The following is a 26,255-nucleotide window of genomic DNA, read 5'->3' as shown; positions in this document are numbered from 1 at the left end:
GCCTGAGGACGCCGCGCCCCACATGGATACCGCGCTGACGCTGACCACTGACATGAAGCTCGTGCTCGGGCTGGTCGGCTTCACAATGGCGATGTTCCTGTTCGAGCGCATCCGCGCCGACGTGGTCGCGCTGGTGGTGCTGGTGGTGCTGGGCGTGACCGGCCTGATCGCGCCGGAGGAGATCTTCGGCGGCTTCTCCGGCAACGCGGTGATGAGCATCATCGCCACCACCATCCTCGGCGCGGGCCTGGACCGCACCGGTGCGTTGAACCGCCTCGCAGCCTGGCTGCTGCGGCGCGGCCATGGCGTGGAGCAGCGGCTGCTGATGATGACCACGGCCATCGCCGGCCTGAACTCGTCCTTCATGCAGAATCCGTCGGTGATGGCGTTGTACCTGCCGGTCGCCTCGCGCCTGGCCGCGCGCACCGGGCTGACCATGCAGCGCCTGCTGCTGCCGATCTCGGCGGCGATCGTGATGGGTGGCGCGCTGACCATGGTCGGCAACTCGCCGCTGATCCTGCTGAACGATCTGCTGGCCTCGGCCAACAACAACCTGCCCTCCGGCCTGGCCACCATCGAGCCGCTGCGCATGTTCGCGCCGCTGCCGATCGGCATCGCCCTGCTGATCGCCTCGCTGCTGTATTTCCGCTACTACGGCGACCGCAAGCTGGTGGAAGAGGAAAGCCTGGTCAACGACGGCACCACGCCGGCCCGCACCGAGAGCTACTTCGCCAAGACCTACGGCATCGAAGGCGACGTGTTCGAGCTGGTGGTCACCGCCGAGAGCCCGCTGGTCGGCATGACCCTGGGCGAAGCCGAGAACCTGCATGACGCGCCACTGCTGCTGGCACTGAAGACCGGCAATGACACCCGCCTGGCACCGCCGGCGGAAATGCGCATCTGGGTGGGCAGCGTGCTCGGTGCGATGGGTCCGCGCCAGCAGATCCACGATTTCGCGCAGAACCAGTTCCTGCGCATGTCCTCGCGCCTGAAGCACCTGGGCGACCTGTTCAATCCCAGCCGCGCCGGCATTTCCGAGGCGGTGGTGCCGCCGACCTCCGGCGTCATCGGCAAGACCGCAGGCGAGCTGCGCCTGCGCAAGGAACGCGGCATCAGCCTGCTGGCGATCAACCGCGACAAGCAGGTGATCCGCGAGGATGTGCGCGATGTGCAGCTGCGCGCCGGCGACATGCTGGTCTTCCACAGCATCTGGACCGACCTGGCGCAGGCCGCCAAGAGCCGCGACTTCGTGGTGGTCACCGATTACCCCACCGGCGAGCAGCGCCCGCACAAGTTCAAGATCGCCATGGCGATCTTCGCCCTGACCATCCTGATCGCGCTGACCAGCAAACTGCCGGTGGCGCTGACCCTGATGACCGGCGTGGCCGGGATGCTGTTGACCGGCGTGCTGCGCATGGACGAGGCCTATGCCTCGATCAACTGGAAGACGGTGTTCATGATGGCCGGGCTGATTCCGCTCGGCTGGGCGATGGATTCCAGTGGCGCAGCGGCATGGGTGGCCGGCCACACCATCGACAAGCTGCCCACCGGCATTCCGATCTGGGTGCTGGAATTGGCGCTGGCGCTGCTGACCACGGTGTTCTCGCTGGTGATCAGCCATGTGGGCGCGACCATCGTGATGGTGCCGATCGCGGTGAACCTGGCGCTGGCGGCCGGCGGCAATCCCACGGCGTTCGCGCTGATCGTGGCGCTGTCGGCGTCGAACAACCTGATGACGGCGTCGAACCCGGTGATTTCGATGATCACCGGCCCGGCCAACTACACCCCGCGCGAGATGTGGCGGGTCGGCGGCCCGCTGTCACTGATCTACACCTGCGTGGTGGTGGTGATGATCAACCTGATGTTCTGAGGGTTGGGTTTGTTGGCAGGGCTGCGCCCTGCACCCGCAGAGGCAACGGCAACGGCCTGCATTCCTTGGGATGACGAGGTGGGTGTCGACCTTGGTCGACACGGTAGATCCACGCCATGCGTGGATGGATTCCTGGATGTTTCGCTGATGTGGGGGGGGCTGAACTTGGTGGGTTCTGAACTTGGTGGGTGCGGACCGTTGGTCCGCACACCGATGCCTCAGGCCAGGTAGACCTGCCCATCCCGCACATCCACCGGCACTGCGCGCAGGCGGTCGCCCTTGCAGGGGCCGGCGATGCAGTCGCCACTGTCCAGCGCGAACGAGGCGCCGTGGGCGGCGCAGACCAGGTGGCCTTCTCGGCTCTTCAGGAACTGGCCGGGCGCCCAATCCAGGCGCCGGCCCGCGTGCGGGCAGATGTTCAGGAACGCGCGCACCTGTTCACCGTCGCGGTACAGCAGCAGCGACTCGGCATCGCCATCAACCACCGCTTCAACCTCGGCAAACGCACCATCGGCAATGGCATCCAGGGTGATCAGGGCAACAGCGGCAGTCATGGCGAAGGCTCCTACGGAATCGCGCATTGTCGCATGCCTGGTCATGTGACTAGCTGCGACATGAACACAAGTCATTGATCCGTAATAAGCCAAGGCTATATTTAACGAGTTTTTCACTCAATGACAGTGGCAGCTGCCGATACTCATGGCTCGCTGATTTCCAGCCTATCGAGCCACCATGTTCAATCGCGATTTCGCCTTCAACCAGTTCCGCACCCTGTTTGCCCCGCGCAAGCCGCGCCATCCGCTGGTGCGCGTTGCCGTGGGCCTGCTCGGCCTGGCGATCCTGGCCGCGATGGTGTTCATCGGCGTATTCGTCGGTGCAGCCATGATCCTGGTGGGCCTGGCGTGGAAGCTGCTGGCTTCGCGCAAGCCCGGCCCGAGCCGCCCGGTCGACCCGAACGTGGTCGAGGGCGAGTACCACGTGGTGCGCAAGTCGGCGCTGCCGTCCTCGCGCTGATCGACGCTGCCCGCTGACGGCGGGCCTTGCTGCGTTCTAGACTGCGGGCACTCCCTTCCTGGATGCCCGCATGTCCGATGTCTCCGATGTGATCCCTGCTGCAGCCACGCCGCGTGTACCGGTGGTTGGCGGCGGCAGCTTTCCCGTGCACCGCATCTACTGCGTCGGCCGCAACTTCGCCGACCACGCGCGTGAGATGGGTGCTGCCGTGCCCGCCGCAGATGATCGCGGCCGCCCGATGTTCTTCACCAAGCCGGCCGACGCCATCGTGGTCGGCCACGACGATGTGATCCCCTACCCGCCTGCCACCAGCAACCTGCATCACGAGGTGGAACTGGTGGTGGCGATCGGCCGTGACGCGCCCACCGGCGTGCTGGCCGTGGCCGACGCCGAGGCCCTGGTTTATGGCTATGCCGTGGGCCTGGACCTGACCCGCCGCGACCTGCAGGCGGCCGCCAAGGAGAAGGGCCACCCGTGGGATTCGGCCAAGGGTTTCGATGCCTCTGCACCGATCAGCGAGATCGTGCACGCCGGTGAAGTCGGCGATCTGGCCGCGCTCAATCTGTCGCTGGAGATCAATGGCGAAGTCCGCCAGCAGTCCCTGCTCGACCAGATGATCTGGAACGTGCCGGAGATCCTGCACGAGCTGTCCAAGCTGTGGCAGCTGCGCGCCGGCGACCTGGTGTTCATGGGCACGCCGTCCGGCGTGGCCGCACTGAAGCCCGGCGACCGTTTCAGTGCACGCCTTGAGAACGTGGCCGAACGCCACGGCGTGATCGCCGGCTGACATCACCTGCGCTACCCTTCGCGCTGTCCCCTCTCGCCCTCAGGAGAAAAACAACAATGGGAATGCTCACCGAGTTCAAGGAATTCGCGATGCGCGGCAACGTCATCGACCTCGCCGTCGGCGTGGTGATTGGCGCTGCCTTCGGCAAGATCGTCACCGCGCTGGTGGAGAAGATCATCATGCCGCCGCTGGGCTACCTCATTGGCCGGGTGGATTTCTCGCACCTGGCGTGGACGCTGTCGCCGGCCAGCATCGGGCCTGATGGCAAGGAAATCCCGGCCGTGGTGATCGGCTACGGTGATTTCATCAACACGCTGATCCAGTTCGTGATCGTGGCCTTCGCCATCTTCCTGGTGATCAAGGTGATCAACCGCCTGTCGCGCAAGAAGGAAGCCGCTCCGGCAGCGCCGGCCGAGGAAGTGGTGCTGCTGCGCGAGATCCGCGACAGCCTGAAGAAATAAGGTGGGTAGCGCCGGGCCATGCCCGGCGGAAACGGTGAACGCCGCCCTGCGAAAGCCCTGCCCCGGCGGGGCTTTCGCTTTGCTGCATCTGGCGGAAAACAGCATCCGCGCCGGCCATGACCTCCCGCCCATGCGCGGCGCTGAACGACTGTTAAGCTCCAAGGCTTACACCCTTCCCGGAGCTGTCCATGCGTCGCCGCGTCCTTGCCATCGCATCCTCCCTCGCCCTGCTGGCCGCGCCGGCCTTCGCGGCGCCGCATGCCACCACCCTGCCGCCGGCTTCGCTGGCCACCGCCGCGCAGCTGCGCGACCAGGCGCTGGCCGATGACACCGGCTGGAAGGTGGTCGAATCGTTGACCACCGAGATCGGCCCTCGCATCGCCGGCAGCGAGGCCGACGCCCGTGCCGTGGCCTGGGCCGAAGCCAAGTTCAAGGCACTGGGTTTTGACAAGGTGTGGAAGGAACCGGTGACCTTCCCGAAATGGGAGCGCCGCAGCGAGCACGCCGCCGTGACCGGCAGGAACCCGCAACCGCTGCAGATCACCGCGCTGGGTGGCAGCCCGGGTGGTACGGTCGAAGCCGAGGTGGTGCGGTTTGCCGATCTGGCCGCGCTGCAGGCCGCACCGGCGGGTTCGCTGAAGGGCAAGATCGCCTTCGTCGATTACCAGATGCTGCCGTTCCGCGATGGCCGCGACTATGGCCGTGGCGGCGCGATCCGCAGCAAGGGCCCGTCCGAGGCCATCCGCAAGGGCGCGATCGGTTTCCTGATGCGCTCGGCCGGTACCGATTCGCACCGCGTGCCGCACACCGGCATCACCCGCTTCGATGACGGCCTGACCCCGGTGCCGTCGGCGGCGCTGTCGGTGCCCGACGCCGACCAGCTGGCGCGCCTGCTTGCCCGTGGCGCAACCACGGTGAAGGTCGCACTGGACTGCGGTTGGGATGGCACCGCGACCTCGTACAACGTGATCGGTGAGATCACCGGCCGCACGCTGCCGAAGGAAGTGGTGGTGATCGGTGGACACCTGGACTCGTGGGACCTGGGCACCGGCGCGGTCGATGACGGCGCAGGCGTGGGCATCACCATGGCCGCCGGTCATCTGATCGGCCAGCTGAAGCAGGCGCCGAAGCGCACCATCCGCGTGGTCGCCTTCGCCAACGAAGAGCAGGGCCTGTATGGCGGCAAGGCCTACGCCGAGGCGCACGCCAAGGACGTAGCCCTGCACCAGCTGGCCGCCGAGAGCGATTTCGGTGCTGGCCGCATCTACGCCTTCAACACCGGTTCGCCGAACCCGGAAGGCTCGCGCGAAGCGACGAAGCAGATTGCCGAAGTGATGAAGCCGCTGGGCATCGAGTACGCCGCCGACAAGGGTGGCCCAGGGCCGGATGTCGGTCCGCTGGCCGCAAAGGGTGGCGCATGGGCGTGGCTGGCGCAGGATGGCTCGGATTACTTCCACCTGCACCACACCGCCGACGACACCCTCGACAAGATCGACCCGAAGGCGCTGGCCCAGAACGTGGCGGCCTACACTGTGTTTGCGTACCTGGCCGCCGAAGCCGATGGCAGTTTCGGCAGTGAAGCCAAGGCGACCACGCCGCCGAACGAGTGACGCAGCAACGGCGCGGCAGGAACGGTGCGGACCCAGGTCCGCATCCACCAGGGTAGATCCCGCATTGGTAGCGCCGGGCCATGCCCGGCGAGCGCGGCGGCAAGCCGGGTGCGAACCAAGGTTCGCACCCCTGCACGGCTCAGCCGCGCTGGCTGGCCCACTGCGCCAGCAACACGGCCGTGGCGGAAGCGACATTCAGGCTTTCAACCGCGCCACTGCCGGGAATCGACAGCTGCTGGTCACACTGGCTGGCCAGGCCGCGATCCATGCCGTCGCTTTCCGCGCCCATCACGTAGACCAGGCGGGCCGGCAACGACGCGCGGAACACGTCATCGCCACCCTCGACCAAGGTCGCGGCAAGGCCGAAACCGGCCGCGCGCAGCTGCGCCATCGCTTCTGCATCCTCCGGCAGCTGCACCAGCGGCACCGACTCTGCGCCGCCCTCGGCCACGCGTGCGGCCGCGCCGGACAGCGCCAGCGTACTGCTGGCCGGCAGCAGCAGCGCCTTGGCGCCGAAATGCGCGGCAGAGCGCAGGATCGCACCGAAGTTGTGCGGATTACCGACGCCATCCAGCCACAGTGCCAGCGCCGGGCCTTCGCCCAGGCCGGCCAGCCATTGCGCCAGCGGCAACACCGGCGCGCGCAGCACGTCGGCCACCAGGCCTTCATGGTGGGTGGTGGCAGCCAGCTTGTTGAGGTCGCCTTCCTCCACCACGCGATAGCCCACGCGGTTGGCCACGCACCACTTCAGCACCGGCTGCATGCGCGGAATCAGCGATTCCACCAGGTACAGCTTGCGCAGCGCCTGCGGACGCTTGGCGAACAGCGCCTGCACCGCGTTCCAGCCATACAGGCGCAGTTCGTCGTTGCCACGCCCCGGCGGTGGCGGGGTGCCGCCCTCACGCGGTGGCAGCGGGGTGGCCCGCGGCGGTCGCGACGACGGGCGGCGGGCATTCTTCCAGGGATCATTCACTACGGGACAACTCCAGCTTGCGTTGACGCCAGAAATCGGCGTTCTTGATGCCCAGGGCATCGGGGTCGAAGATCGGGTCGAGACCGAGCTTCTTCTGTCGTTCGTAATCACGCAGGGCCAGCATGGCCGGCTTCTGCACGATGAGGATGGCGATGATGTTCAGCCAGGCCATCAGGCCCACGCCGATATCACCCAGCGCCCAGGCCAGGGTGGCGTTGTGGAAGGCACCGAACACCACCATGCCGATGATGCCCAGGCGCAGCAGCAGCACGGTGAGCGGCCGGCGCTTGTTGTGGTTGACGTAGGTCAGGTTGGTTTCGGCCATGTAGTAATAGGCCATGATCGTGGTGAAGGCGAAGAAGAAGATCGCCACCGACACGAAGGCCGAGCCCCAGCCCGGCAGCACCGCTTCCACACCCGCCTGCGCGTAGCCCGCACCTTCGGGAATGCCAGCCAGGCCCTGGAAGATCGGCGCCGCGCCGGCAACCGGCGAATACACGTTGTAGGTGCCGCTGGCCAGGATCAGGAAGGCGGTGGCGGTGCACACCATCATGGTGTCGAAGTAGATGGCAAACGCCTGCACGTAACCCTGCTTGGCGGGGTGCGAGACCTCCGAGGCCGCCGCAGCGTGCGGACCCGAGCCCTGGCCGGCCTCGTTGGCGTAGATGCCACGCTTGATACCCCACTCCACCGCCAGGCCCATCATCGCGCCGAACGCGGCGTGGGTACCAAAGGCGCTCTTGAAGATGATGCCGAACATCTCCGGCACGCGATCGTAGTTGATGATCATGATGACGATGGCCGTCAGGATGAAGCCGGCGGCCATGAACGGCACCACCACTTCGGCGAAGTTGGCGATGCGCTTGACGCCACCGAAGATCACCACGCCCAGCAGCAGGGCGACGACGATGCCGATGCCCAGCTTCAGCGCCTGCGCCGATTCCATGCCGAAGGCCTGGCCATCGAGCGGACCGCACAGCGCGGTACCACGGCAGGCGTTGATGACGCTGTCGGCGATCGCGTTGGCCTGCACGCCGGGCATCAGGAAGCCGGCGGCGATGATCGTGGCGATGGCGAAGGCCATGGCATACCACTTCAGGCCCATCGCTTTTTCGATGTAATAGGCCGGGCCACCGCGGTAGCGGCCTTCGGCATCCTTGGTCTTGTAGATCTGCGCCAGGGTGCATTCCACATACGAGGTGGAGGCGCCGAGGAAGCCCATCACCCACATCCAGAAGATCGCGCCGGGGCCGCCGAAGGCGATGGCGGTGGCCACGCCGGCGATGTTGCCGATGCCCATGCGGCCGGCCATCGACATGGCCAGGGCCTGGAACGAGGACACGCCGGCGTCGGACTTCTCACCGGACACGGTGAGGCGGCACATCTCGACGAAACCACGGATCTGCATGAAGCGGGTGCGCAGGCTGAAGAACAGGCCGGCGGCCAGGCACATGAAGATCAGCGCCTTGCTCCAGATGATGCTGTTGATGAAATGTACGGTAGCTTCCACGCGCGCTCTCTCCAGTCGGCGGGTTGTGAGGACGTCCCGTCGGCTGGAAGGGACCGGTCGATTCTCCCTGATCGAAGGTCGCTGCGATAGCGCCGGAAGGGATCCGCCGGGCATGGCCCGGCGCTACCGGGTATGCCGGCCGCACCACGGGTAGCGCCGGGCCATGCCCGGCGACCGGCAATGACCGTGCCCCCACGGTAGCGCCGGGCCGTGCCCGGCGGCCTGTTACGGAAGCTGCCTGCGTACCCGGGCGAAGCGGCGCAGGTCATGCAGGACGCCGCGCTTGTAGACGGCGCAGCGCTCCACGCCCTCCTCCTGGAAACCGTTCTTTTCCAGTACCCGGGCCGAGCCCAGGTTGAAGTCGACCACCGTGGCCTGCAGCCTGAACAGGCCAAGCTCATCCATCACCCAGGGCGCGAACAGGCCGACCACAGCGGTCATCAGACCCTGTCCCCAATGAGCCTGGCCGAGCCAGTAGCCCAGTTCCGCGGTATGCCCGCGCTCGGCCACGCCCTGCTGGGCGCCAACGCTGCCACAGGCCTGGCCCTCTATCTCGATGGCCAGGTTCAGGGTGCCTGGGGCCAGTACGCGCCCGCCCAGGAAGGCTTCGCCATCCTCGCGGGTATACGGATACGGGAAGCGGTCACGCAGCCCACGCGAGACGTCCGCGTCGTTGGCGTGATGCAGCAGCGACTGCAGGTCATCACTGCGCCAGGGGCGCAGCAGGAAGCCTGCGCCGTGCAGGATCCGCGCCGGCTCAGGCATGACCACCCACCGACGGCGAGTCGGCCTCCTGCTTCTCCAGCTCGCGTTTCACCGCCTCCGGCGAGCGGGTGTACGGGGCCAGCCGCGCGTAGAACGCCGGCACCACGAACAGCGACAGGAAGGTGGACAGGGTGACGCCGAAGATGATCACGATGCCGATGGTGCCACGGCTGGCCGAGCCCGGGCCACCGGCCACCACCAGCGGAATGGCGCCAACCACGGTGGCGATCGAGGTCATCAGGATCGGACGCAGGCGCACCATCGCCGATTCGATGATCGCTTCGCGCACGCTGCGGCCATCGTCGCGCAGCTGGTTGGCGAATTCGACGATCAGGATGCCGTTCTTGGCCGCCAGGCCGACCAGCATGACGATGCCGATCTGGCTGAACAGGTTCACCGTGCCGCCACTCAGCCACAGGCCCACCAGCGCACCGAGCACGCCCAGCGGTACGGTCAGCATGATCGTCAGCGGATGGATGAAGCTCTCGAACTGCGCGGCCAGCACCAGGTACACCACCAGCAGGGCCATGGCGAAGGTCAGCAGCACCGCGCCGCCCGCACTCTGGTACTCGCGCGATTCACCCTTCCAGTTCACCTGTGCGTACTGCGGCAGCTCTTCGCCGGTCACCTGCTGGGCCCAGGCGATGGCCTCGCCCAGCGGATAACCCGGTGCCAGGCCGGCATTGATGGTGATCGAGCGCAGACGGTTGAAGCGGTTCAGGGTCCCGGCCTCGGCCACTTCGCTCAGCGTGACCAGGTTGGACAACGGCACCAGTTCGCCAGAGGTGGCACGCACGCGGATAGCGGCAAGGTCGGCGGGGCTGGCGCGGCCATCACGGCCGGCCTGCACCAGCACGTCGTACTCCTCGCCGTTGTCGACGAAGGTGGTGACGCGGCGCGAGCCCATCATCGTTTCCAGCGCCGAACCAATCGCGGTGACCGGCACGCCGAGGTCGGCCGCACGCTGGCGGTCGATGTTCACCCGCATCTGCGGGCGGGTCTCCTTGTAGTCCGAGTCCGGGCCGACCAGGCCGGGGTTGTCGGCCATGCGCAGCAGGATGCGGTCGCGCCACTGCGCGATCTCGGCGTACTCCGGGCCGCCCAGCACGATCTGGAACGGCTGCCCGCCACTGCGCACCAGGCCGCCACCGACCTGGGTACGCACGCGCACGCCACGGATGGTGTCCAGTTCCTTCTGCAGTTCGTTGGCGACTTCCGGCGTGCCTTCGCTGCGCTGGCGCCACGGCTGCAGGAACACGCTGACGCGGCCGGTATGCATCTCTTCGCTCGCGCCCCAGCCGCCGGGCACGCGCGGGTTGGCGCGCACGATCGGCTTGTCTGCACCCACGTGCGGTGCCAGCAGCGCTTCGACCTGCTGCACCTGCTGCACGGTGTAGTCGTAGCCGGCGCCTTCCGGGCCGTCGATCATGATCTGGAACGAACCACGGTCTTCGGCCGGGGCCAATTCCGAAGGCAGCACTTTGATCAGCAGCCAGCTGGCCGCCAACGCAGCGGCCATCACCAGCAAATAGATCCACGTGCGATCAACATGATGATCGAGCACGCGCCCATAGGCGCCGGCCAGGCGTTCCAGATTGCGGTTGATGAAGCCGTGCAGCCCGCGCGGTGCCTGCCCGGTATGCGGCTTGAGCAGCTTGGAGGCCATCATCGGCGTCAGCGTCAGCGCGACGAACGCCGACAGCGCGACAGCGGCGGCCAGGGCGACCGCCAGTTCACGGAACAGGCGCCCGGTATTGCCTTCCAGGAAGCCGACCGGCAGGAATACCGCCACCAGCACGGCGGTGGTGGCGATCACCGCGAACGCCACCTGCGCGGTGCCCCGCTTGGACGCCACCAGCGGCGGTTCGCCCAGGTCGATGCGGCGCTGCACGTTTTCCACCACCACGATCGCGTCATCCACCACCAGGCCGATGCACAGCACCAGCGCCAGCAGGGTCAGCAGGTTGATCGAGAAGTCGAACGCGTACAGCGCGATGAACGCCGCCACCAGGCACACCGGTACGGTGACCGCAGGAATCAACGCCGCGCGGAAGCTGCCGAGGAACAGCCAGATCACCGCCAGCACCAGGATCATCGCCTCCACCAGGGTGGCGTACACGCGGTCGACGGCAGCCTCGATGAAGGTGGTGTTGTCGAAGGCAACGAAGATCTGCGTGCCCTTGGGCAGGGTCAGCGCGACGCGTTCGGCCTCGGCGCGCGCGGTGCGTGCTACATCCAGTGAATTGGCAGTGGAGGTCTTGACGATGCCCAGGCCGATGCCGGGCTCGCCGTTGCTGCGGTAGTAGGCGCGACGCTCGGCCGAGGCCAGCTCGATCTTCGCCACATCGCCCATGCGCACCACGTAGCCATCACTGCCCTTGCCCAGCGGGATGGTCGCGAAGTCTTCCGGCTTGATGTAGTTGCGCTCCACGCGCAGGGTGAAATCGCGATCGGTGGATTCGATGCGGCCGGCCGGCAGTTCCACGTTCTCGTTGCGCAACGCGGTTTCCACATCGCCGGTGGTCAGCCCACGCGCGGCCAGCTGGTCGCGGTCCAGCCAGATGCGCATCGCATAGCGCTGGCGGCCACCGATGCGGACCTGGGCCACGCCATCGAGGCTGGAGAAGCGGTCGACCACGTAGCGGTCGGCGTAGTCGCTCAGTTCCAGCGTGTCCATGGTCGAGGAGACCATGTTGAACCAGATGATCGGATCGGCATCGCTCTCGACCTTGGCGATCTCCGGTGGCCGTGCCTCCTCGGGCATGCGGTCGGCCACGCGGCTGACCGCGTCGCGCACGTCGTTGGCCGCCGCTTCGATATCACGGTTGGAGGTGAATTCGATGCTGACCTGCGAGCGGCCGTTGGTGCTGCGCGCGTTGATCGTATCGATGCCTTCGATGCCGGCCAGCGCGTCTTCCAGCACCTGGGTGATGCGGCTCTCGATGACCGCTGCCGAGGCGCCGGTGTAATCCACCGAGACCGAAACGATCGGCGGATCGATGGCCGGCAGTTCGCGCAGCGTCAACCGGGTGAAGGACATCACGCCCAGCACCAGCAGCAACAGGCTCATCACCACGGCAAACACCGGCCGCTGGATGGAGATGTCGGACAGCTTCATCCGCCGTGGCCCTCGGCGGCTGCAGGTGCTTCGGCGGGGGCCGGCTGCGCGCCGCTGGCGGGCGCGGCGTCGGAGGCTGCCACCTTCAGGCCCGCCCGCAGCTTGCCGGTACCGTCCACCACGATGCGCTGGTCTGCCTGCAGGCCCTGCTTGATCTCGACCACGCCGGCGCGGCGTGCACCGGTGACCACGTCCACGCGTTCGACGGTGTCATCGGCCTTGATGCGGTACATGAAGCTGTCGCGACCGACCTGCACCACCGCGATTTCCGGCACTACCAAGGCCGGTCGATCAGGATGGAATAGGCGCACGTCGAGCAGCATGCCCGGCCGCAGCGCATGGTCGCCATTGGCGAAGTCGGCACGCACGGTCACCGCACGGGTGGCCGGGTCGATGCGTGCATCGATGGTGCTGACCTCGCCCTCGAAGGTGCGGCCCGGCCAGGCCACGCTGGTGGCCTGCACCTTGTCGCCGGTGGTCAGCGACGCCAGTTCCACTTCCGGCACCTGGAAATCGACGTGCATGCGCTCGACGTCGTCGAGGGTGGCGATCACCGTGGTCGGCGTCAGCAGCGTGCCCGGGCTGATCTGGCGGATGCCTAGGACGCCGGCGAACGGCGCGCGCACGCGACGGTCGCCGATGTCCGACTGCATCTGTGCCACCCGCGCTTCGGCGGCGTCGCGGATCGACTTCTGCGTGTCCAGGGTCGCACTGGATACCAACCGCTGTGCCGCCAGTTCGCGCTGGCGCCTGTACAGCTGGTCGGCTTCGCGGAAGGTCGCCTGCGCCTGCACCAATGCGGCCTCCTGGGCCTGCCCGCGCAGTGTCACGAGGGGCGCACCGGCGGCGACCTGCTGGCCACTTTCAAAGTGCACGCGCTCGACGATCTCGCTCACCTTGGCGGTCACGCTGATCGACTCGCGCGCCTTGGCCGTGCCCAGCGCCTGCAGCGTGTCGTTCCACTGCACCGCCTGCACGACCTGCGCGGTGACCGGCACGGCTTCGCCCTGCCGACGCGCGGCGGCCTCCTGTTTGCCTGCGCACCCGGCCAGCACGGCCAGGCTGAGGCCAAGGGCCAGGGTCGAAGCGATACGAGCCAACATGAAGCGTCCTGAGTGGTACACGGCCGCCGAGTGTAGGCAAGGCCCCGCAGAAGCGGTATGTGCCAAGCGTTTACTGGCGTGAAAGCGGTGCTGCGATAGCGCCGTGTGCCCATTCCATGCAGGGGGTCCGCAGCACGGTGTCGGTGTATGTCGGGATGTATCCCGGCGCGCCATGACCTGCGATGCCGTCGTACAGTCGAGGGGCCCGGCCGAGGGCGCCGGGCGGGGTCGGAACCTGGCGGGGATCCGACCCCGTTTTCTTTTGACGCAGGCCTTCTTTGCCCGACGCATGGGTAGCGCCGGGCCATGCCAGGCGGATCAATACCGGTAGTTCACCTTCATCCACAGGCTGCGGCCGGGCTCGTTGATGCGCACCGGGTCAGCGGGGAAGCCGAAGTCGGCGCTGCCGGCCAGGTTCAGATGCTCGCTGTAGGCACGGTCGAACAGGTTGTCGACACCGGCGCTGAGCTGCAGCTGCGAACTGAAGCGATAGGCCGCGTTGAGCGCCAGCGTGGCAAAGCCGCTGCTCGGCCCGAGGTCCTGCGCGACCACGTTGCCCTGCCCGTCCGCGACCCGATGCTGATGGGTGACCGCGCGCACCAGCGCACCGGCACTCCAGCGCTGGCCTTCCCAGTCAGCGCTCAGGCGTGCTTCCAGCGGCGGCATCTGCGGCAACGGTCGATGCTGATCGCGGTTCTCGCCCCAGGCATAGGCCAGGGTGCCCCCCAGCTTCCATTGCTCGTCCAGTCGCAGCTGCAGGCCGGCCTCGGCACCGGCGATGCGTGCCTGCGTATTGTCAGCCTGGCTCATGCCCATCATGCCGCTGCCGCGATAGGTGAACAGGATGTAGTCCTGGATCTGCCCCGCATAGGCCGAGACCCAGGCCTGCACGCGCGGGCCGTTGTATTGCAGGCCGACGTCGAGCTGGGTGGTGCGCTCGGGCTGGATGCCAGCGAACGCGTTCACCGCACCTGCCGGCCCCTGATCGGGCGAGAACAGTTCCCAGTAGTCGGGCATGCGCTGGCTGTGGCCCAGCCCGGCATACCAGGTCAGGCCGTCGGCAAGGTCCTGTTCGTAGCGCAGGAAACCACTGCCCAGCCATTCCCTGCGGCGCTGGCCGGCGGTGGGATTGGGCATGGCCATCATCATGCCGCCGATGTCGGCACGCGCATCGCGCACGCTGGCACGATCGATGCGCAGCCCGCCGATCCAACGTTGCCCGGTGTCCACGCCGAGGGTCAGTTCGGTGAATGCACCATAGCGGCGGAAATCGGCGTCGGTGTTCCAGTCCGCCTGCTTGTAGGTATCGCGCCCCATGCCCATGCGGCCGCGATGCCGGCTGTCTTCGCCGTCGACGCCGGCCACCAGCTGCACGTCCTGCCAGCGCCATTCGGCGCTGATGCGCCCACCCTGCGTGCGGCGATCCACGTTCGACGCCATCGGCATCGGCATCATGCTGTGTGGGTTCGGCGTGCGCAGCGTGTAGTTGTCCATCACGTGGTCGGCTTCGTTGTAGTACACGTTCGCCTGCAGCGTGTCCCACGCCCCGGGCAGATTGCGCTTCTCGAAGCGTGCGGCGTAACTGGTGCGTTCGAACGCGGCACCATCCATGCCGCGCCCCGCGTAGCGCGCGATCGCATCGCCGGCACCGGCGGAGACCTCCAACAGGGTATCGGCGTCAGGCGTCCAACCCACCGCTACGTCGCCACTCCACTTGCGCCATTTCGACGGAACCACATCGCCGTTGCCGTCCTTGTAGTCATCGGCTTCGGAGCGATTGCCGCTGGCACGCACGTAGCCCGTTGGATTGCCCAGGGTCAGGTCCAGCACCTGGTCGTTGCGGTTGCGTGAGCCGACCAGCGCACTGGCATCGGCACGCAGCCCGGGTGCATCGAAACGCGGGGTATCACGCTCGAAACGCACGGTGCCCGCAGAGGCACCGGCGCCCCAGCGCACGCTCTGCGGGCCCTTGATGATGGTCAGCCGGTCAAAGCTCTCCGGCGATATGTAGGACAGCGGGTTGTCCATGCGCGAGGGACACGCGCCAATCAGATTGCCATCGTTGCTGAGGATGTTCAGGCGCGAACCGAACATGCCACGCAGCACCGGGTCGCCGTTGGTGCCGCCGTTGCGGATGGCGGAGAAGCCGGGAACGGTCTTCAGGTAATCGGCGCCATCGCTGGCTGGCACAGGCTGCCGCGGCAGGCGCGGATCGGTCACCCAATGCAGCGGCGAGGACGGCGCGGCGGCGGTGACCACCAGCGTATCCAGCGTCCGCGCTTCTTCAGCGGGCGTGGCATGGGCGAAGGGGGCAGCCAGGGCAGCACCAAGCGCAAACGGCAGGCGCGCACGGGCGCCCGCGGCGGGGAAAGTCATTTTCATGGAAACAGCTCCAAGGTACGCACGCGCGCACGACGCCCTTGCAGGCCTCGTGCGGCGGATTCGATAGGGAAATCAGCGGACGGTGGAAATCAGCGGCGGTCCACGCGCGGCATGTGCCGGCCAATGCAGCAGCGGCAATCGCGGCTGCGACCATGGGAACGTCGGCTTCGGCCGCCACAACAAGGGCAGCAGCAGCACCAGCACGGCCAGCCACGGCAGCAGGCGCATGGCCAGCACGCAGTACTCGCAGGCTTCGCCATGCATGGCGTGCGGATCGGCGGTCGGGCTGGGGGCAGCGGGATCTGCATCGTGGTGCGCGTGACCGGCCATGGCCATGTCGTGCATGTCATGGCCCATGCCTGCGTGGTCCATTGGCTGCGTCTGCAGCGCACGGCTGACCAGCGGCGCAAGCACCATCAACAGCGTCGCGATGAAGGCGAGCTGGAGCAGGGTTCGACGCAGGCAGTCGGTACGGATCACCGCGCTAGTGTAGAGGTGCCTCCAGAAGGCACCGTGCGACGAACCGTCGCAGGGGGGGGGTTATCGGCAGGGCTGCGCCCTGCACCCGCAGAGGCCACGTCCACGGCAAGAGCCGAAGCGACATCAAAAGCTGGCTTCCTGTGGGTAGGCGGGGTGGGTCCGGTTGCGGGGGCCGCTGCAAGTACGTCCATGTAAGCTCGGTCGCCGCTTGCTCGTGTGCGCAGTCCTGCGCACACGGCAAGGCCGGGGTTGGGCGTCCTGCCCAACCCGCCCGAGGCACGCCTCGGGCCCATGCGGCTCACGCCCCCGCAACCGGACCCACCCCGCCTTCGACAGTTTTCCGCGATCTGCGGTAGATCCACGCCATGCGTGGATGCTCTTCGATCAATTGTCGAAACATTCGATTTCGATGGAGATTCATCCACGCATCGCGTGGATTTACCGTGTCGACCAAGGTCGACACCTACCAAAGGCCGCCGGAATCTGTCAGAGGCGGGGCGGTGTGGGTAGGCAGGACCGTTGGCGCCATGGATGGCGCCATCGAGCCCCCATGGATGGGTTTACGGCGTGTCCTGCCTACCCACACCGCCCCGCCATCCCACGGAATGCACGCTGTTGCCGTTGCTGTTGCTGTTGCCGTTGCTGTTGCTTGAATGCCGCGGCAGGTGCAGGGCGCAGCCCTGCTCGACCAACCTCACACCGTGATGGTCTGGGTCAGCGATTCCCAGGTCGGCGGCACCGGCCAGGACGCGGCCTGGTTGCCATCCAGCACCCGCCGCAGGTCGCGCGGATCAATCTGCGGGGCCAGCACATGCACCAGCTCCAGCGCGTAGTCGCGCAGCACCCGGTCGCGCGGCAGCACCGCCCAGGCCACGCACTCGGTGATCGGCGCCGGCGCCGGCCAGACCCGCAGGTCCTCATCGTTGGCGCTGATCGCCATCTCGGCCAGCAGACCTACCCCCAGACCGGTACGCACATAGGTCTTGATCAGGTCCGCATCCAGCGCCGTCAGCGCCAGATCGGGTACCAGGCTCTGCGCGGCAAAGGCGCGCTGCAACGAGGAGTTGGGCCGGGTCGAGGATTCGTAGCTGATCAACGGCTGTCGTGACAATGCAGCCAGGTCCGGTGCGCGCCCGGCGCGGTCCAGCGGATGGCCCTTGGGTACCACCACCAGCCGCCGCCAGCGGAACAGCGGTACGGCGATGCCGTCGCTGGGTTCACTGCCGGCGGTACTGATGATCGCGATATCGGCATCGCCCTGGTTCAGCCGGTCCAGCGCATCGGCCTCACCGGCCTGCTGCAGGTGCACGCTGACCTGCGGATAGGCCTGCTTGATGCGCGCCACCGCCGGCGGCAGCACGAAACGCGCCTGGGTGTGGGTGGTGGTCAGAATCAGCTGGCCCTGGCTCTCGCGACGCTGGTTGGCCGCGTAGGTGCGGATGTTGTTGGCCTCGGACAGCACCGCGCGGGCGCGGCTGATCACTTCGGTGCCGGCCGGGGTGACCGACTCCAGGCTGCGCCCCTTGCGTACGAACAGCAGGAAGCCCAGTTCGTCCTCCAGCTGCTTGAGCTGCTTGGACAGCCCAGGCTGGGTGGCATGCACGCGCGAGGCGGCGAGCGTGATGTTCAGCTCGGCGTCGGCGATGGCAACCAGATAGCGCAGCTGGGTCAGCGTCATGGCAGGCGGGCGATGTGGGGGCGGAGGTCCACTCTAGGGTCAATTGCCGTCACCAGCTTATAACCAAAGGTTGTTTAAGAAAGGTATCTGGTCATTTCCGGGCGTCATATGCCGGCGCTACGGTCAGCCGGCAGCCGCTGGCCTGAACAGCCAGCCCACTTCCTTTCCGCCCGCCGACCCGGCGCGGCCTGTTCCTGGAGCGCTCCCATGGCCCTGTACGACTCCATCCTCGACACCATCGGCAACACCCCCATCGTCAAGCTGCAGCGACTGGCGCCGCAGGGCGTGACCCTGTATGCCAAGGTCGAGTCCTTCAATCCGGGGGGCTCAGTGAAGGATCGCCTGGCGCTGGCGATCATCCTTGATGCCGAACAGCGTGGCCTGCTGAAGCCGGGCGACACCATCGTCGAAGCTACCTCCGGCAACACCGGCGTCGCCCTGGCGATGGTGGCGGCCGCACGCGGCTACAAGTTCGTGGCGACCATGGTCGAGACCTTCTCGGTGGAACGCCGCAAGCTGATGCGGGCCTACGGCGCGAAGGTCATCCTGACCCCGGCCGCCGAACGCGGCAGCGGCATGGTGCGCAGGGCGCGCGAGCTGGCAGAGGAACACGGCTGGTTCCTGGCCAGCCAGTTCGCCAACCCGGCCAACCCGGCCTACCACCGCAACACCACCGCCGCGGAGATCCTGCGTGATTTCGCCGGCAAGCGGCTGGACTACTTCGTGAGTGGCTGGGGAACCGGCGGCACTTTGACCGGCGTCGGCGAAGTACTGAAGGTCGCCCGCCCGGATACCCGCATCATCGCCACCGAGCCGGCCGGCGCCGCCTTGCTGAAGGGCGATGACTGGAAGCCGCACAAGATCCAGGGCTGGACCCCGGACTTCGTGCCCGACGTGCTCAACCGCAATGTGGTGGATGAGCTGGTGACGGTGGAAGATGACCGCGCGATCGCCACCGCCCGCCGTCTGGCGGCGGAGGAAGGCATCTTCGTCGGCATCTCTGCCGGCGCCACGGTCGCCAGCGCACTGGACGTGGCAGATCGCGCCGAACCGGGCGCGGTGATCCTGGCGATGTTGCCGGACACCGGTGAACGCTACTTCTCCACGCCGCTGTTCGCCGACGTCAATGAAGGTTCGGACGACGACTGGTTGGCCGGTCTGCCCTGATCGCCGCGTTGTCGATGACAGCAGGATGACGCCCACCCTCGCGGTGGGCGTTTGCATTGGGGCGCTGCTGTCTGGGTATTGCCGACGGAAGCGGACAGCTTTCCCCAAAAATCATAAGAGATTCACCCCGAAAACTTTCGTTTCGCCCGCGTGCGGCGCTCGCTTCAGCCTGCGTGAAGGCGATGCCGGCCATCGTGCATGAACCGGGCGGATCGCAGTGCGTGAGACGGTCATGACGCAGCATCGATGCCCTGTCCCGCAAGATGCGGGTACAGCCAGCATGGGCACGGCGCGCAACAATTACAGGCAGGAGACGGACGCATGAAGATCGAAGTGTGGCAGGGCGACATTACGGCCCTGGCGGTGGATGCGATCGTCAACGCGGCCAATGAATCACTGCTCGGCGGGGGCGGTGTCGACGGTGCCATCCATCGTGCGGCGGGTCCTGGCCTGCTGGCTGAGTGCGAGCGTCTGCCGGAGCTGCGCCCCGGTGTGCGCTGCCCGACCGGTGAAGTGCGCGCAACCGATGCCTATGCGCTTCCGGCACGGCACGTACTGCATACGGTCGGTCCGGTCTGGCACGACGGCCAGCGCGACGAACCGGCACTGCTGGCGAACTGCTACTGGAAGTCGCTGCAGCTGGCCGAATCACTGAACCTGCAGTCGATCGCGTTCCCGGCCATCAGCTGCGGTGTGTATGGCTATCCGCTGTACCAGGCCGCACAGATCGCGGTCACCGAAACACTCGCCTGGCAGCGCAGCCACGCCCAGCCGATGCGGATCGTGCTGGTGGCGTTCAACACAGCGACTGCCAAGGCCTACCAGCAGGCACTGTCGGCCGCAGGCCAGGTCGCCGACAGCGGGCCCGGTTCGCTGCTGTCGCCCTTGGGCGATACCGGATTCGTGCCGGCGCATTGAAACAACGCCGGGTGTAGAAGGAAAAAAGGCCGGGCAATGCCCGGCCTTTTCGTTTGCATCCTCGTGGCGGCGTCAGTCCGTCGCTTCAGCGGCGGCATCGGCGGTCGCCGCAGCAGCCGCGGCCGAAGCGGCGCCGTCGATCTGCACGCGCACTTCCACCATGCCCGCTTGATCGCTGAGGCTGGACACGTCCACGGTGTAGTGGCCGGCCGGCAGCGATTCTTCCACGCGTGCGTTGGTGCCGTTGCCACCATCGTCATTGACCAGCTCCACGTCGCCGCCGACCACGCGCAGTACCGTATCCACCTGGCTGGAAATCGCGTCCAGGCGCACATCGGCCGCACGCGGCAGGCTCAGCAGGAAGCGGCGGCGGCCTTCGCCATCGAGCATGGCAAACACACTGCCGGTGTTCGGCAGGGTGGTGCCATCACGCATGACCATGTTGGCCGGCAGCTCGGTGCGCTTGGCCGTCAGTTTGAAAGCGCCGGTACTGGCTTCATCCAGGCTGCGCACGCGCAGGGTGTACTTGCCCGGTTCCAGCGGCATGCCAATGCGCGAATTGGTGTCATCACCGCCATCGTCGTTCTCCGACTGGACGCCGTTGCCATCCAGCTTCAGCACCGTATCGAACGCCTTCGATTCCAGGCGGATTTCGTACATGCCCGCCTTGTCCACCTGCAGGGTGTAATCCTGCGACCTGGAGACCAGCAGGTCGGCGATCTCACCTTCGGCCACCATCGGCTTGCCGTCATACGGCACCAGTTTCTCGGCGCGCAGGCGGTACGGACCAAAGGCGGAGGGGCCGTCGGCATTGATGGCCACCTGGTAGCTGCCGGCGCCGTTGGCACGGAACGCCAGCGAGACGTCGTTGCCGCGCTCGTAGTCCGAGTTGCTGCTGGCCACCAGCACGCCATTGTTGAACACGGCGATCGAGCCGCGCAGCGCACCAGTCAACGTGATGCCGGCCAGTTGCTTGTCTTCCAGCTTCAGCTGGTACAGCTGATGGTGGCTGCCATCGTTGAAATTGACGCCGCTGCGCGAGGTGATTTCGCCGGAGACCGGCTTGTCGAACTCCAGCGAGGGGGCCTTGCCCATGTCCGTGCTGCCCCCCATCCGGTTGCAGCCGCCGACAGCCAGCACGGTGGCCACGGCCAGCGTGATTGCGGTGATACGCATGTTCCTTCTCCTTGGCCTTCCATGTATGCCCCCCGCACTGGCCTGGCGTGCGGGAGGCGGCAACGATACCGGCAAAAGCAAACGCCGGCATGATGCCGGCGCTGCCCTGTTCAGTTCATGCTGCGCAACGGCGGATCAGCCGTTCCACTTGCCCAGCGCGGCCTGGCCGTTTTCCTTGGCACGCTCGTAGACGGTCTTCTGCGCGGCGGCGTAGTTGCCCTTCATGTCCTTGGCCCACAGCTTCAGCGCCGCCTGCTGCATGGCGCGGCCGTAGGAGAAGCTCAGCGGCCACGGCAGGTTGCCCATCTGGTTCATGGCGTTGAGGTGGGCGGTGGACTGCTCATCGCTCTGGCCGCCGGACAGGAACACCACGCCCGGCAGGATCGCCGGCACGGTGCTCTTCAGGCACATCACGGTCGACTCTGCCACTTCCTCGACATCGGCCTGCTCGTCGCAGCCCTTGCCGGAGATGACCATCGACGCCTTCAGGATGGTGCCTTCCAGCAGCACGTTCTGCTGGTACAGCGCGTCGAACAGCGAACGCAGGGTGGCTTCGGTGACTTCGTAGCAGGTCTCGATGTCGTGCTCGCCGTCCATGATCACTTCCGGCTCGACCATCGGCACCAGGCCGCATTCCTGGCACAGCGCGGCGTAGCGGGCCAGCGCATGCGCGTTGGATTCAATGCAGGTGCCCGACGGAATGCTCTCGCCGATATTGATGACCGCACGCCACTTGGCGAAGCGCGCGCCCAGCTTGTAGTACTCCTGCAGGCGCTCACGCAGGCCGTCCAGGCCCTCGGTGACCAGCTCGCCCGGGCAGCCGGCCAGCGGGTGCGCACCCTTGTCCACCTTGATGCCCGGGATCATGCCGTGGTCGGACATGTACTTGGCGAACGGCACGCCGTCCTTGGTCGACTGGCGGATGGTCTCGTCGTACAGGATGGCGCCGGAAATGTGCTCGTTGAGCTTCGGCGTGGTCAGCAGCAGTTCGCGGTAGGCGCGACGGTTCTCTTCGGTATTCTCGATGCCGACGCTGGCAAAGCGCTTGGCGATGGTACCGGTGGATTCGTCGATCGCGATGATGCCCTTGCCCGGGGCAACCATGGCCTGGGCGGTTTCAGCCAGCTGTTCGATGCTCATGTACTTCCTGTGGCGGGTGCGGGAAAAACGTAAGTATAGCCCCGCTATCCGTTGCCCCGACGTGGAGGCTCGGATGGAACCGGTTCCACTGTCTGTGCGGGACAGGAAATGTCCTGCTGGATCGGGTCAGAGCCCCTTTCGGGGATCTGACCCCGGGTCGGATCCGCGCCGCGGCTCCGACCCGATGTGGCCACCTCTTACAGGTCGCCCAGACCGCTGGCGCGGCCGTCTTCGCCCACTTCCAGCAGGCGCAGGGTATTGGTCGCGCCGTGGGTTTCCATGTGCTCACCGCTGGTGAACACCACACGGTCGCCGGCCTGCAGCATGCCGCCCTCCACCAGCAGGCGGATGCTGCCGCGTGCGGCTTCGCGCGGGGTGAAGCCCCGGCTGTCGAAGTTGATCGGGAACACATCGCGCATCAGCGCCATCTGCCGGCGGGCGCCGTCGTGGCGGGTGACCGCGAACACCGGTGCCGAGGCACGGAAACGCGACAGGTAGCGCGCGGTGCCACCGGATTCGGTCATCGCCACGATCGCGCGCACGCCCACGTGCTGGGACAGGAACATGGTGGCCATGGCAATGGCCTGGTCGGCACGTTCCAGGTTGCGCGGCGAAGCGCCGAAGTCGGTCTCGGTCTGGAACTGGCGCTCGGCGCCCAGGCAGATGCGCGCCATCGCTTCGACCGCCTTGACCGGATACGCACCGGCGGCGGTTTCGGCCGACAGCATCACCGCATCGGTACCGTCGATGACCGAGTTGGCCACGTCCAGCACTTCGGCACGGGTCGGGATCGGGCTTTCGACCATCGACTGCAGCATCTGGGTGGCGGTGATCACCACCTTGTTCTGCGCCAGCGAGGCCTTGATGATCTTCTTCTGCAGGCCCGGCAGTTCGGCATCGCCGATTTCCACGCCCAGGTCGCCACGCGCCACCATCACCACGTCACTGGCGTCGACGATTTCTTCCAGGTTCTCGATGGCCTCGGTGCGCTCGATCTTGGACACCAGCGCGGCGTAGCAGCCATGCGATTCGGCGATCTCGCGCGCATCGTTCATGTCCTGCGCATTGCGGCAGAACGATACGGCGATGAAATCCACGCCGATCTTGGCGACGATGCCGATCAGTTCCTTGTCGCGCTCGGTGAGCGCGCCCAGCGACAGGCCACCGCCCTGCTTGTTCAGGCCCTTGCGATCGGACAACGGACCGTCGTTGAGCACGGTGTTGATGATGCGCTCGCCCTGCACTTCCACCACCTGCAGCTGCATCAGGCCGTCGTCGAGCAGCAGCACGTCACCGGCGGTCACGTCCTGCGGCAGGCCGAGGTAGCTCACGCCCACCTGGGTGGCATCGCCGGGGCCGGCATCGGTGCTGGCGATCAGGTCGAAGCGGTCACCGGCCTTGAGCTGCACCTTGCCCTCGGCGAAGCGCTCGATGCGGATCTTCGGGCCAGGCAAGTCTGCCAGGATGCCCACTTCCACACCCACACGCTGCGCGGCGGCGCGCACATCGGCGGCACGCTTGGCCTGGCCGGACGGGTCACCGTGGCTGAAGTTGAGGCGCACCACGTTGACGCCGGCGCGGAACAGATCCTCCAGCACGCCCGGCGGATCGGTAGCCGGACCGAGGGTGGCAAGGATCTTGGTGCGACGCTGACGCTCGAACATGATGGATGGGCCTCTCCCGTTAAAGGACGGAAATTAGCACATCCTTCACGTCCCATGTATACGGTTACAGCCTTGTGCTGTCTGACTCTGCGGGACATCGCATGGACATGTTCCGGACATACGCTGGTCGATGGCAGCGGAAACGCCGCCGGGCAAGGCCCGGCGCGCGGCATCGTCCAACTCAGGCGAGCAAGGCCAGCAGCTGCGCCGGATCACGGGCCAGCTGCCCGGCACCGGCCTCGGTCAGCTCCTGCTCGCCACCAAAGCCCCACAGCACGCCCACACTGCGCAGCCCGTGGTGACGGGCGCCCTCGATGTCCATGCGGCGGTCGCCGATCATCCAGCAGCGTTCCGGCGCCAGCTGCAGGCGATGCAGCGCCTCGCCCACCAGCTGCGGCTTGCTGCTGCGCGAGCCATCCGGGGTTGAACCGATCACGTCCTCGAACAGGCCACCGAACGGCAGATGCTCGACGATGCGGCGGGCATGCGGCTCGTTCTTGGCGGTGACCACCGCAAGGCGATGGCCGCGTGCGTGCAGCGCGCGTACCACCGCTTCGATGTCCGGGTAGATCGTATGCTCGCGCCAACCTTCCACGTCGAAACGCTCGCGATAGAAGGCCACGGCCTGCTCCACCCGCTCGGGCTCACCGAACAACGGCGCGAACGTGGTGCGCAGCGACGGACCTATCCAGCCCAGCAGCGTTTCCTGCGAAGGCACCGGGTGGTCCATCTTCTGCAGCGCATAGGCGATGCAGGTGGTGATGCCCACTTCCGAATCGATCAGCGTGCCGTCCATGTCGAAGAAGAGCGTTGCACGCTCTTCTCCGTCCACCCGCGGATCGACGCTCATGCGCCGCGCGCGGCCAGGGCAGCCACCGCCGGCAGCGTCTTGCCTTCCAGGAATTCCAGGAAGGCGCCGCCACCGGTGGAGATGTAGCTGACCTGCTGGGCGATATCGAACTTGTCGACCGCCGCCAGGGTATCGCCACCACCGGCGATGGAGAACGCCGGCGAGCTGGCGATGGCGCGGGCCAGCGCTTCGGTGCCCTTGCTGAAGGCTTCGAACTCGAACACGCCGACCGGGCCGTTCCAGACCACGGTGCCGGCCTTCTGGATCAGCTGTGCGTACTGCGCGGCGGTCTTCGGGCCGATGTCCAGGATCAGGTCATCTTCGGCCACCGCATCGACGGCCTTCACTTCGGCAGCCGCGTCGGGCAGGAACTGCTTGGCGGTGACCACGTCCACCGGCAGCGGGATGTCCGCACCCCGCGCCTTGGCGTCGGCCACGATCTTCCGGGCGGTATCCAGCAGGTCCGGCTCGTACAGCGACTTGCCGACCTTGTAGCCGGCCGCCGCGATGAAGGTGTTGGCGATGCCGCCACCAACGATCAGCTGGTCGACCTTGCCGACCAGGTTGGCCAGCAGCTCCAGCTTGGTGCTGACCTTGCTGCCGGCGACGATGGCCAGCAGCGGCTTGGCCGGTGCATCCAGAGCCTTAGCCAGCGCATCCAGCTCGGCCATCAGCAGCGGGCCACCGGCAGCGACCGGAGCGAAACGGATCACGCCATGGGTGGACGCCTGCGCGCGGTGCGCGGTACCGAACGCATCCATCACGAACACATCGCAGAGGGCGGCGTACTTCTTCGACAGGGCTTCATCGTCCTTGCCCTCGCCAACGTTCATGCGGCAGTTTTCCAGCAGCACCAGCTGGCCCGGCTGCACGTCGACGCCGTCGACCCAGTCACGCACCAGCGGCACTTCGCGACCCAGCAGCACCGACAGGCGCTGGGCCACCGGCGCCAGCGAATCGGCTTCGCTCCACACGCCTTCCTTGGGGCGGCCCAAGTGCGAGGTGACCATCACCGCCGCGCCCTGCTCCAGCGCGCGCTTGAGCGTCGGCAGGGAAGCGGTGATGCGCTGTTCGGAGGTGATGCGGCCATTCTCGATCGGCACGTTCAGATCCTGGCGGATCAGCACGCGCTTGCCGGAGAGGTCGAGGTCGGTCATGCGGACGATGGACATGGGCAACTCTTTGGCTCTGGAGATGGGATGCCGGCGTGCGGCAGACGGTCATTGTATCGGGTGCCGATGCCTGCGGCAGGCAGAGGCCAACAGCAGGTGCAACAGCAACAGCAACAGCAACAGCAACGGCAACGGCAACGGCCAGAGCGCTGGCGCTTCGTGGTGCTGTGGGTGGGCCGGGGTGGTATGGGTTGGCAGGGGACGCCGTAAACCCATCCTTGGGGGCTTGGCCGCGGCATCCATGCCGCGGACACCCCTGCCAACCCATACCGCCCCGGCCCCGACACGTTCATGAGGCGGAGCGGACGGCGGAAGCAAAAGCGGTTTCTGGTGTCGGATGAAGAAAGAAAAGAAGGGGGCGGATCCGTTTTTCCTGCGGAAAACGGCTCCGACCCCGATGGCCGTGGAGCGAAGCGA

Annotated in this window: 21 protein-coding genes; 7 read left to right on the top strand and 14 right to left on the bottom strand. The window is 66.8% G+C overall.

The window, feature by feature from the left end; translation table 11 throughout:
* The first annotated feature begins 22 nt into the window (after positions 1–22).
* The gene (locus tag K5K93_RS16795; protein WP_025874276.1) at positions 23–1,870 is read left to right on the top strand and encodes an SLC13 family permease; all 1,848 of its coding nucleotides are present in this window, start codon (positions 23–25) and stop codon (positions 1,868–1,870) included.
* Between the two features lie 218 nt (positions 1,871–2,088).
* Here the strand turns inward: K5K93_RS16795 and K5K93_RS16790 are convergent, their stop codons facing one another.
* The gene (locus K5K93_RS16790; protein WP_049469607.1) at positions 2,089–2,424 is read right to left on the bottom strand and encodes a Rieske (2Fe-2S) protein; all 336 of its coding nucleotides are present in this window, start codon (positions 2,422–2,424) and stop codon (positions 2,089–2,091) included.
* Positions 2,425–2,602: 178 nt separating this feature from the next.
* Here K5K93_RS16790 and K5K93_RS16785 point away from each other — a divergent pair, with 178 nt between their 5' ends.
* The 4 genes from K5K93_RS16785 to K5K93_RS16770 all read left to right on the top strand — a co-directional run bounded on the left by K5K93_RS16785 (position 2,603) and on the right by K5K93_RS16770 (position 5,742).
* Positions 2,603–2,884 carry a hypothetical protein gene (locus K5K93_RS16785; RefSeq protein WP_025874274.1) on the top strand — a complete coding sequence of 94 codons (282 nt, stop codon included), beginning with the start codon at positions 2,603–2,605 and terminating at the stop codon, positions 2,882–2,884.
* A 70-nt stretch (positions 2,885–2,954) separates the two neighbouring features.
* Entirely contained in the window at positions 2,955–3,671 is a 717-nt protein-coding gene (locus K5K93_RS16780; RefSeq protein ID WP_025874273.1) for a fumarylacetoacetate hydrolase family protein, read from the top strand.
* A gap of 56 nt (positions 3,672–3,727) precedes the next feature.
* Complete coding sequence (gene mscL / locus K5K93_RS16775; protein ID WP_033831860.1) at positions 3,728–4,132, top strand: large-conductance mechanosensitive channel protein MscL; 405 nt, start codon at positions 3,728–3,730, stop codon at positions 4,130–4,132.
* A 188-nt stretch (positions 4,133–4,320) separates the two neighbouring features.
* Complete coding sequence (locus K5K93_RS16770; RefSeq protein WP_222388468.1) at positions 4,321–5,742, top strand: M28 family peptidase; 1,422 nt, start codon at positions 4,321–4,323, stop codon at positions 5,740–5,742.
* Positions 5,743–5,881: 139 nt separating this feature from the next.
* On the opposite strand, the gene K5K93_RS16765 is transcribed toward K5K93_RS16770, so the two are convergent.
* The 8 genes from K5K93_RS16765 to K5K93_RS16730 all read right to left on the bottom strand — a co-directional run bounded on the left by K5K93_RS16765 (position 5,882) and on the right by K5K93_RS16730 (position 17,751).
* A complete protein-coding gene (locus tag K5K93_RS16765; RefSeq protein WP_093818773.1) occupies positions 5,882–6,715 on the bottom strand; it encodes a TrmH family RNA methyltransferase in 834 nt (277 codons plus the stop codon).
* Positions 6,708–8,225, bottom strand: a complete 1,518-nt coding sequence (locus K5K93_RS16760; RefSeq protein ID WP_093818774.1) for an alanine/glycine:cation symporter family protein — start codon at positions 8,223–8,225, stop codon at positions 6,708–6,710. Before K5K93_RS16760 ends, K5K93_RS16765 begins: the two co-directional genes overlap by 8 nt.
* 225 nt (positions 8,226–8,450) lie before the next feature.
* On the bottom strand, positions 8,451–8,990 hold the full coding sequence (locus K5K93_RS16755) for a GNAT family protein (RefSeq protein ID WP_025874266.1): 540 nt from the start codon (positions 8,988–8,990) through the stop codon (positions 8,451–8,453).
* Positions 8,983–12,108: an efflux RND transporter permease subunit gene (locus tag K5K93_RS16750; RefSeq protein ID WP_222388467.1), complete on the bottom strand. Its 3,126-nt coding sequence runs from the start codon at positions 12,106–12,108 to the stop codon at positions 8,983–8,985. Before K5K93_RS16750 ends, K5K93_RS16755 begins: the two co-directional genes overlap by 8 nt.
* Complete coding sequence (locus K5K93_RS16745) at positions 12,105–13,211, bottom strand: efflux RND transporter periplasmic adaptor subunit (RefSeq protein ID WP_222388466.1); 1,107 nt, start codon at positions 13,209–13,211, stop codon at positions 12,105–12,107. Before K5K93_RS16745 ends, K5K93_RS16750 begins: the two co-directional genes overlap by 4 nt.
* Positions 13,212–13,529: 318 nt before the next feature.
* Complete coding sequence (locus K5K93_RS16740) at positions 13,530–15,593, bottom strand: TonB-dependent copper receptor (RefSeq protein ID WP_222388465.1); 2,064 nt, start codon at positions 15,591–15,593, stop codon at positions 13,530–13,532.
* A gap of 72 nt (positions 15,594–15,665) precedes the next feature.
* A complete protein-coding gene (locus K5K93_RS16735; RefSeq protein ID WP_222391111.1) occupies positions 15,666–16,010 on the bottom strand; it encodes a DUF2946 domain-containing protein in 345 nt (114 codons plus the stop codon).
* Positions 16,011–16,767: 757 nt separating this feature from the next.
* The gene (locus K5K93_RS16730) at positions 16,768–17,751 is read right to left on the bottom strand and encodes a LysR family transcriptional regulator (RefSeq protein ID WP_025874261.1); all 984 of its coding nucleotides are present in this window, start codon (positions 17,749–17,751) and stop codon (positions 16,768–16,770) included.
* A 207-nt stretch (positions 17,752–17,958) separates the two neighbouring features.
* Between K5K93_RS16730 and cysK the strand changes: the two genes are divergently transcribed.
* Positions 17,959–18,918: a cysteine synthase A gene (gene cysK / locus K5K93_RS16725; RefSeq protein WP_032975199.1), complete on the top strand. Its 960-nt coding sequence runs from the start codon at positions 17,959–17,961 to the stop codon at positions 18,916–18,918.
* A gap of 321 nt (positions 18,919–19,239) precedes the next feature.
* Positions 19,240–19,836, top strand: a complete 597-nt coding sequence (locus K5K93_RS16720) for an O-acetyl-ADP-ribose deacetylase (RefSeq protein WP_222388464.1) — start codon at positions 19,240–19,242, stop codon at positions 19,834–19,836.
* 72 nt (positions 19,837–19,908) lie between these two features.
* On the opposite strand, the gene K5K93_RS16715 is transcribed toward K5K93_RS16720, so the two are convergent.
* The 5 genes from K5K93_RS16715 to K5K93_RS16695 all read right to left on the bottom strand — a co-directional run bounded on the left by K5K93_RS16715 (position 19,909) and on the right by K5K93_RS16695 (position 25,838).
* Complete coding sequence (locus tag K5K93_RS16715; protein ID WP_222388463.1) at positions 19,909–21,012, bottom strand: ABC transporter substrate-binding protein; 1,104 nt, start codon at positions 21,010–21,012, stop codon at positions 19,909–19,911.
* Positions 21,013–21,147: 135 nt separating this feature from the next.
* Positions 21,148–22,152 (bottom strand): class I fructose-bisphosphate aldolase, encoded by a 1,005-nt coding sequence (locus K5K93_RS16710; RefSeq protein WP_025874258.1) that lies wholly within the window; start codon positions 22,150–22,152, stop codon positions 21,148–21,150.
* A 197-nt stretch (positions 22,153–22,349) separates the two neighbouring features.
* Positions 22,350–23,816 carry a pyruvate kinase gene (pyk, locus tag K5K93_RS16705; RefSeq protein ID WP_117311273.1) on the bottom strand — a complete coding sequence of 489 codons (1,467 nt, stop codon included), beginning with the start codon at positions 23,814–23,816 and terminating at the stop codon, positions 22,350–22,352.
* Positions 23,817–23,997: 181 nt separating this feature from the next.
* Complete coding sequence (locus tag K5K93_RS16700) at positions 23,998–24,666, bottom strand: HAD hydrolase-like protein (protein WP_093818781.1); 669 nt, start codon at positions 24,664–24,666, stop codon at positions 23,998–24,000.
* Positions 24,663–25,838 carry a phosphoglycerate kinase gene (locus K5K93_RS16695; protein WP_222388462.1) on the bottom strand — a complete coding sequence of 392 codons (1,176 nt, stop codon included), beginning with the start codon at positions 25,836–25,838 and terminating at the stop codon, positions 24,663–24,665. The genes K5K93_RS16700 and K5K93_RS16695 overlap by 4 nt, the downstream gene beginning before the upstream one ends.
* Positions 25,839–26,255 lie beyond the last annotated feature (417 nt).

Source organism: Stenotrophomonas sp. DR822 (genome assembly GCF_019793815.1).
Taxonomy (GTDB): Bacteria; Pseudomonadota; Gammaproteobacteria; order Xanthomonadales; family Xanthomonadaceae; genus Stenotrophomonas; species Stenotrophomonas indicatrix.
This window is presented reverse-complemented; position numbering and strand designations above follow the sequence as displayed.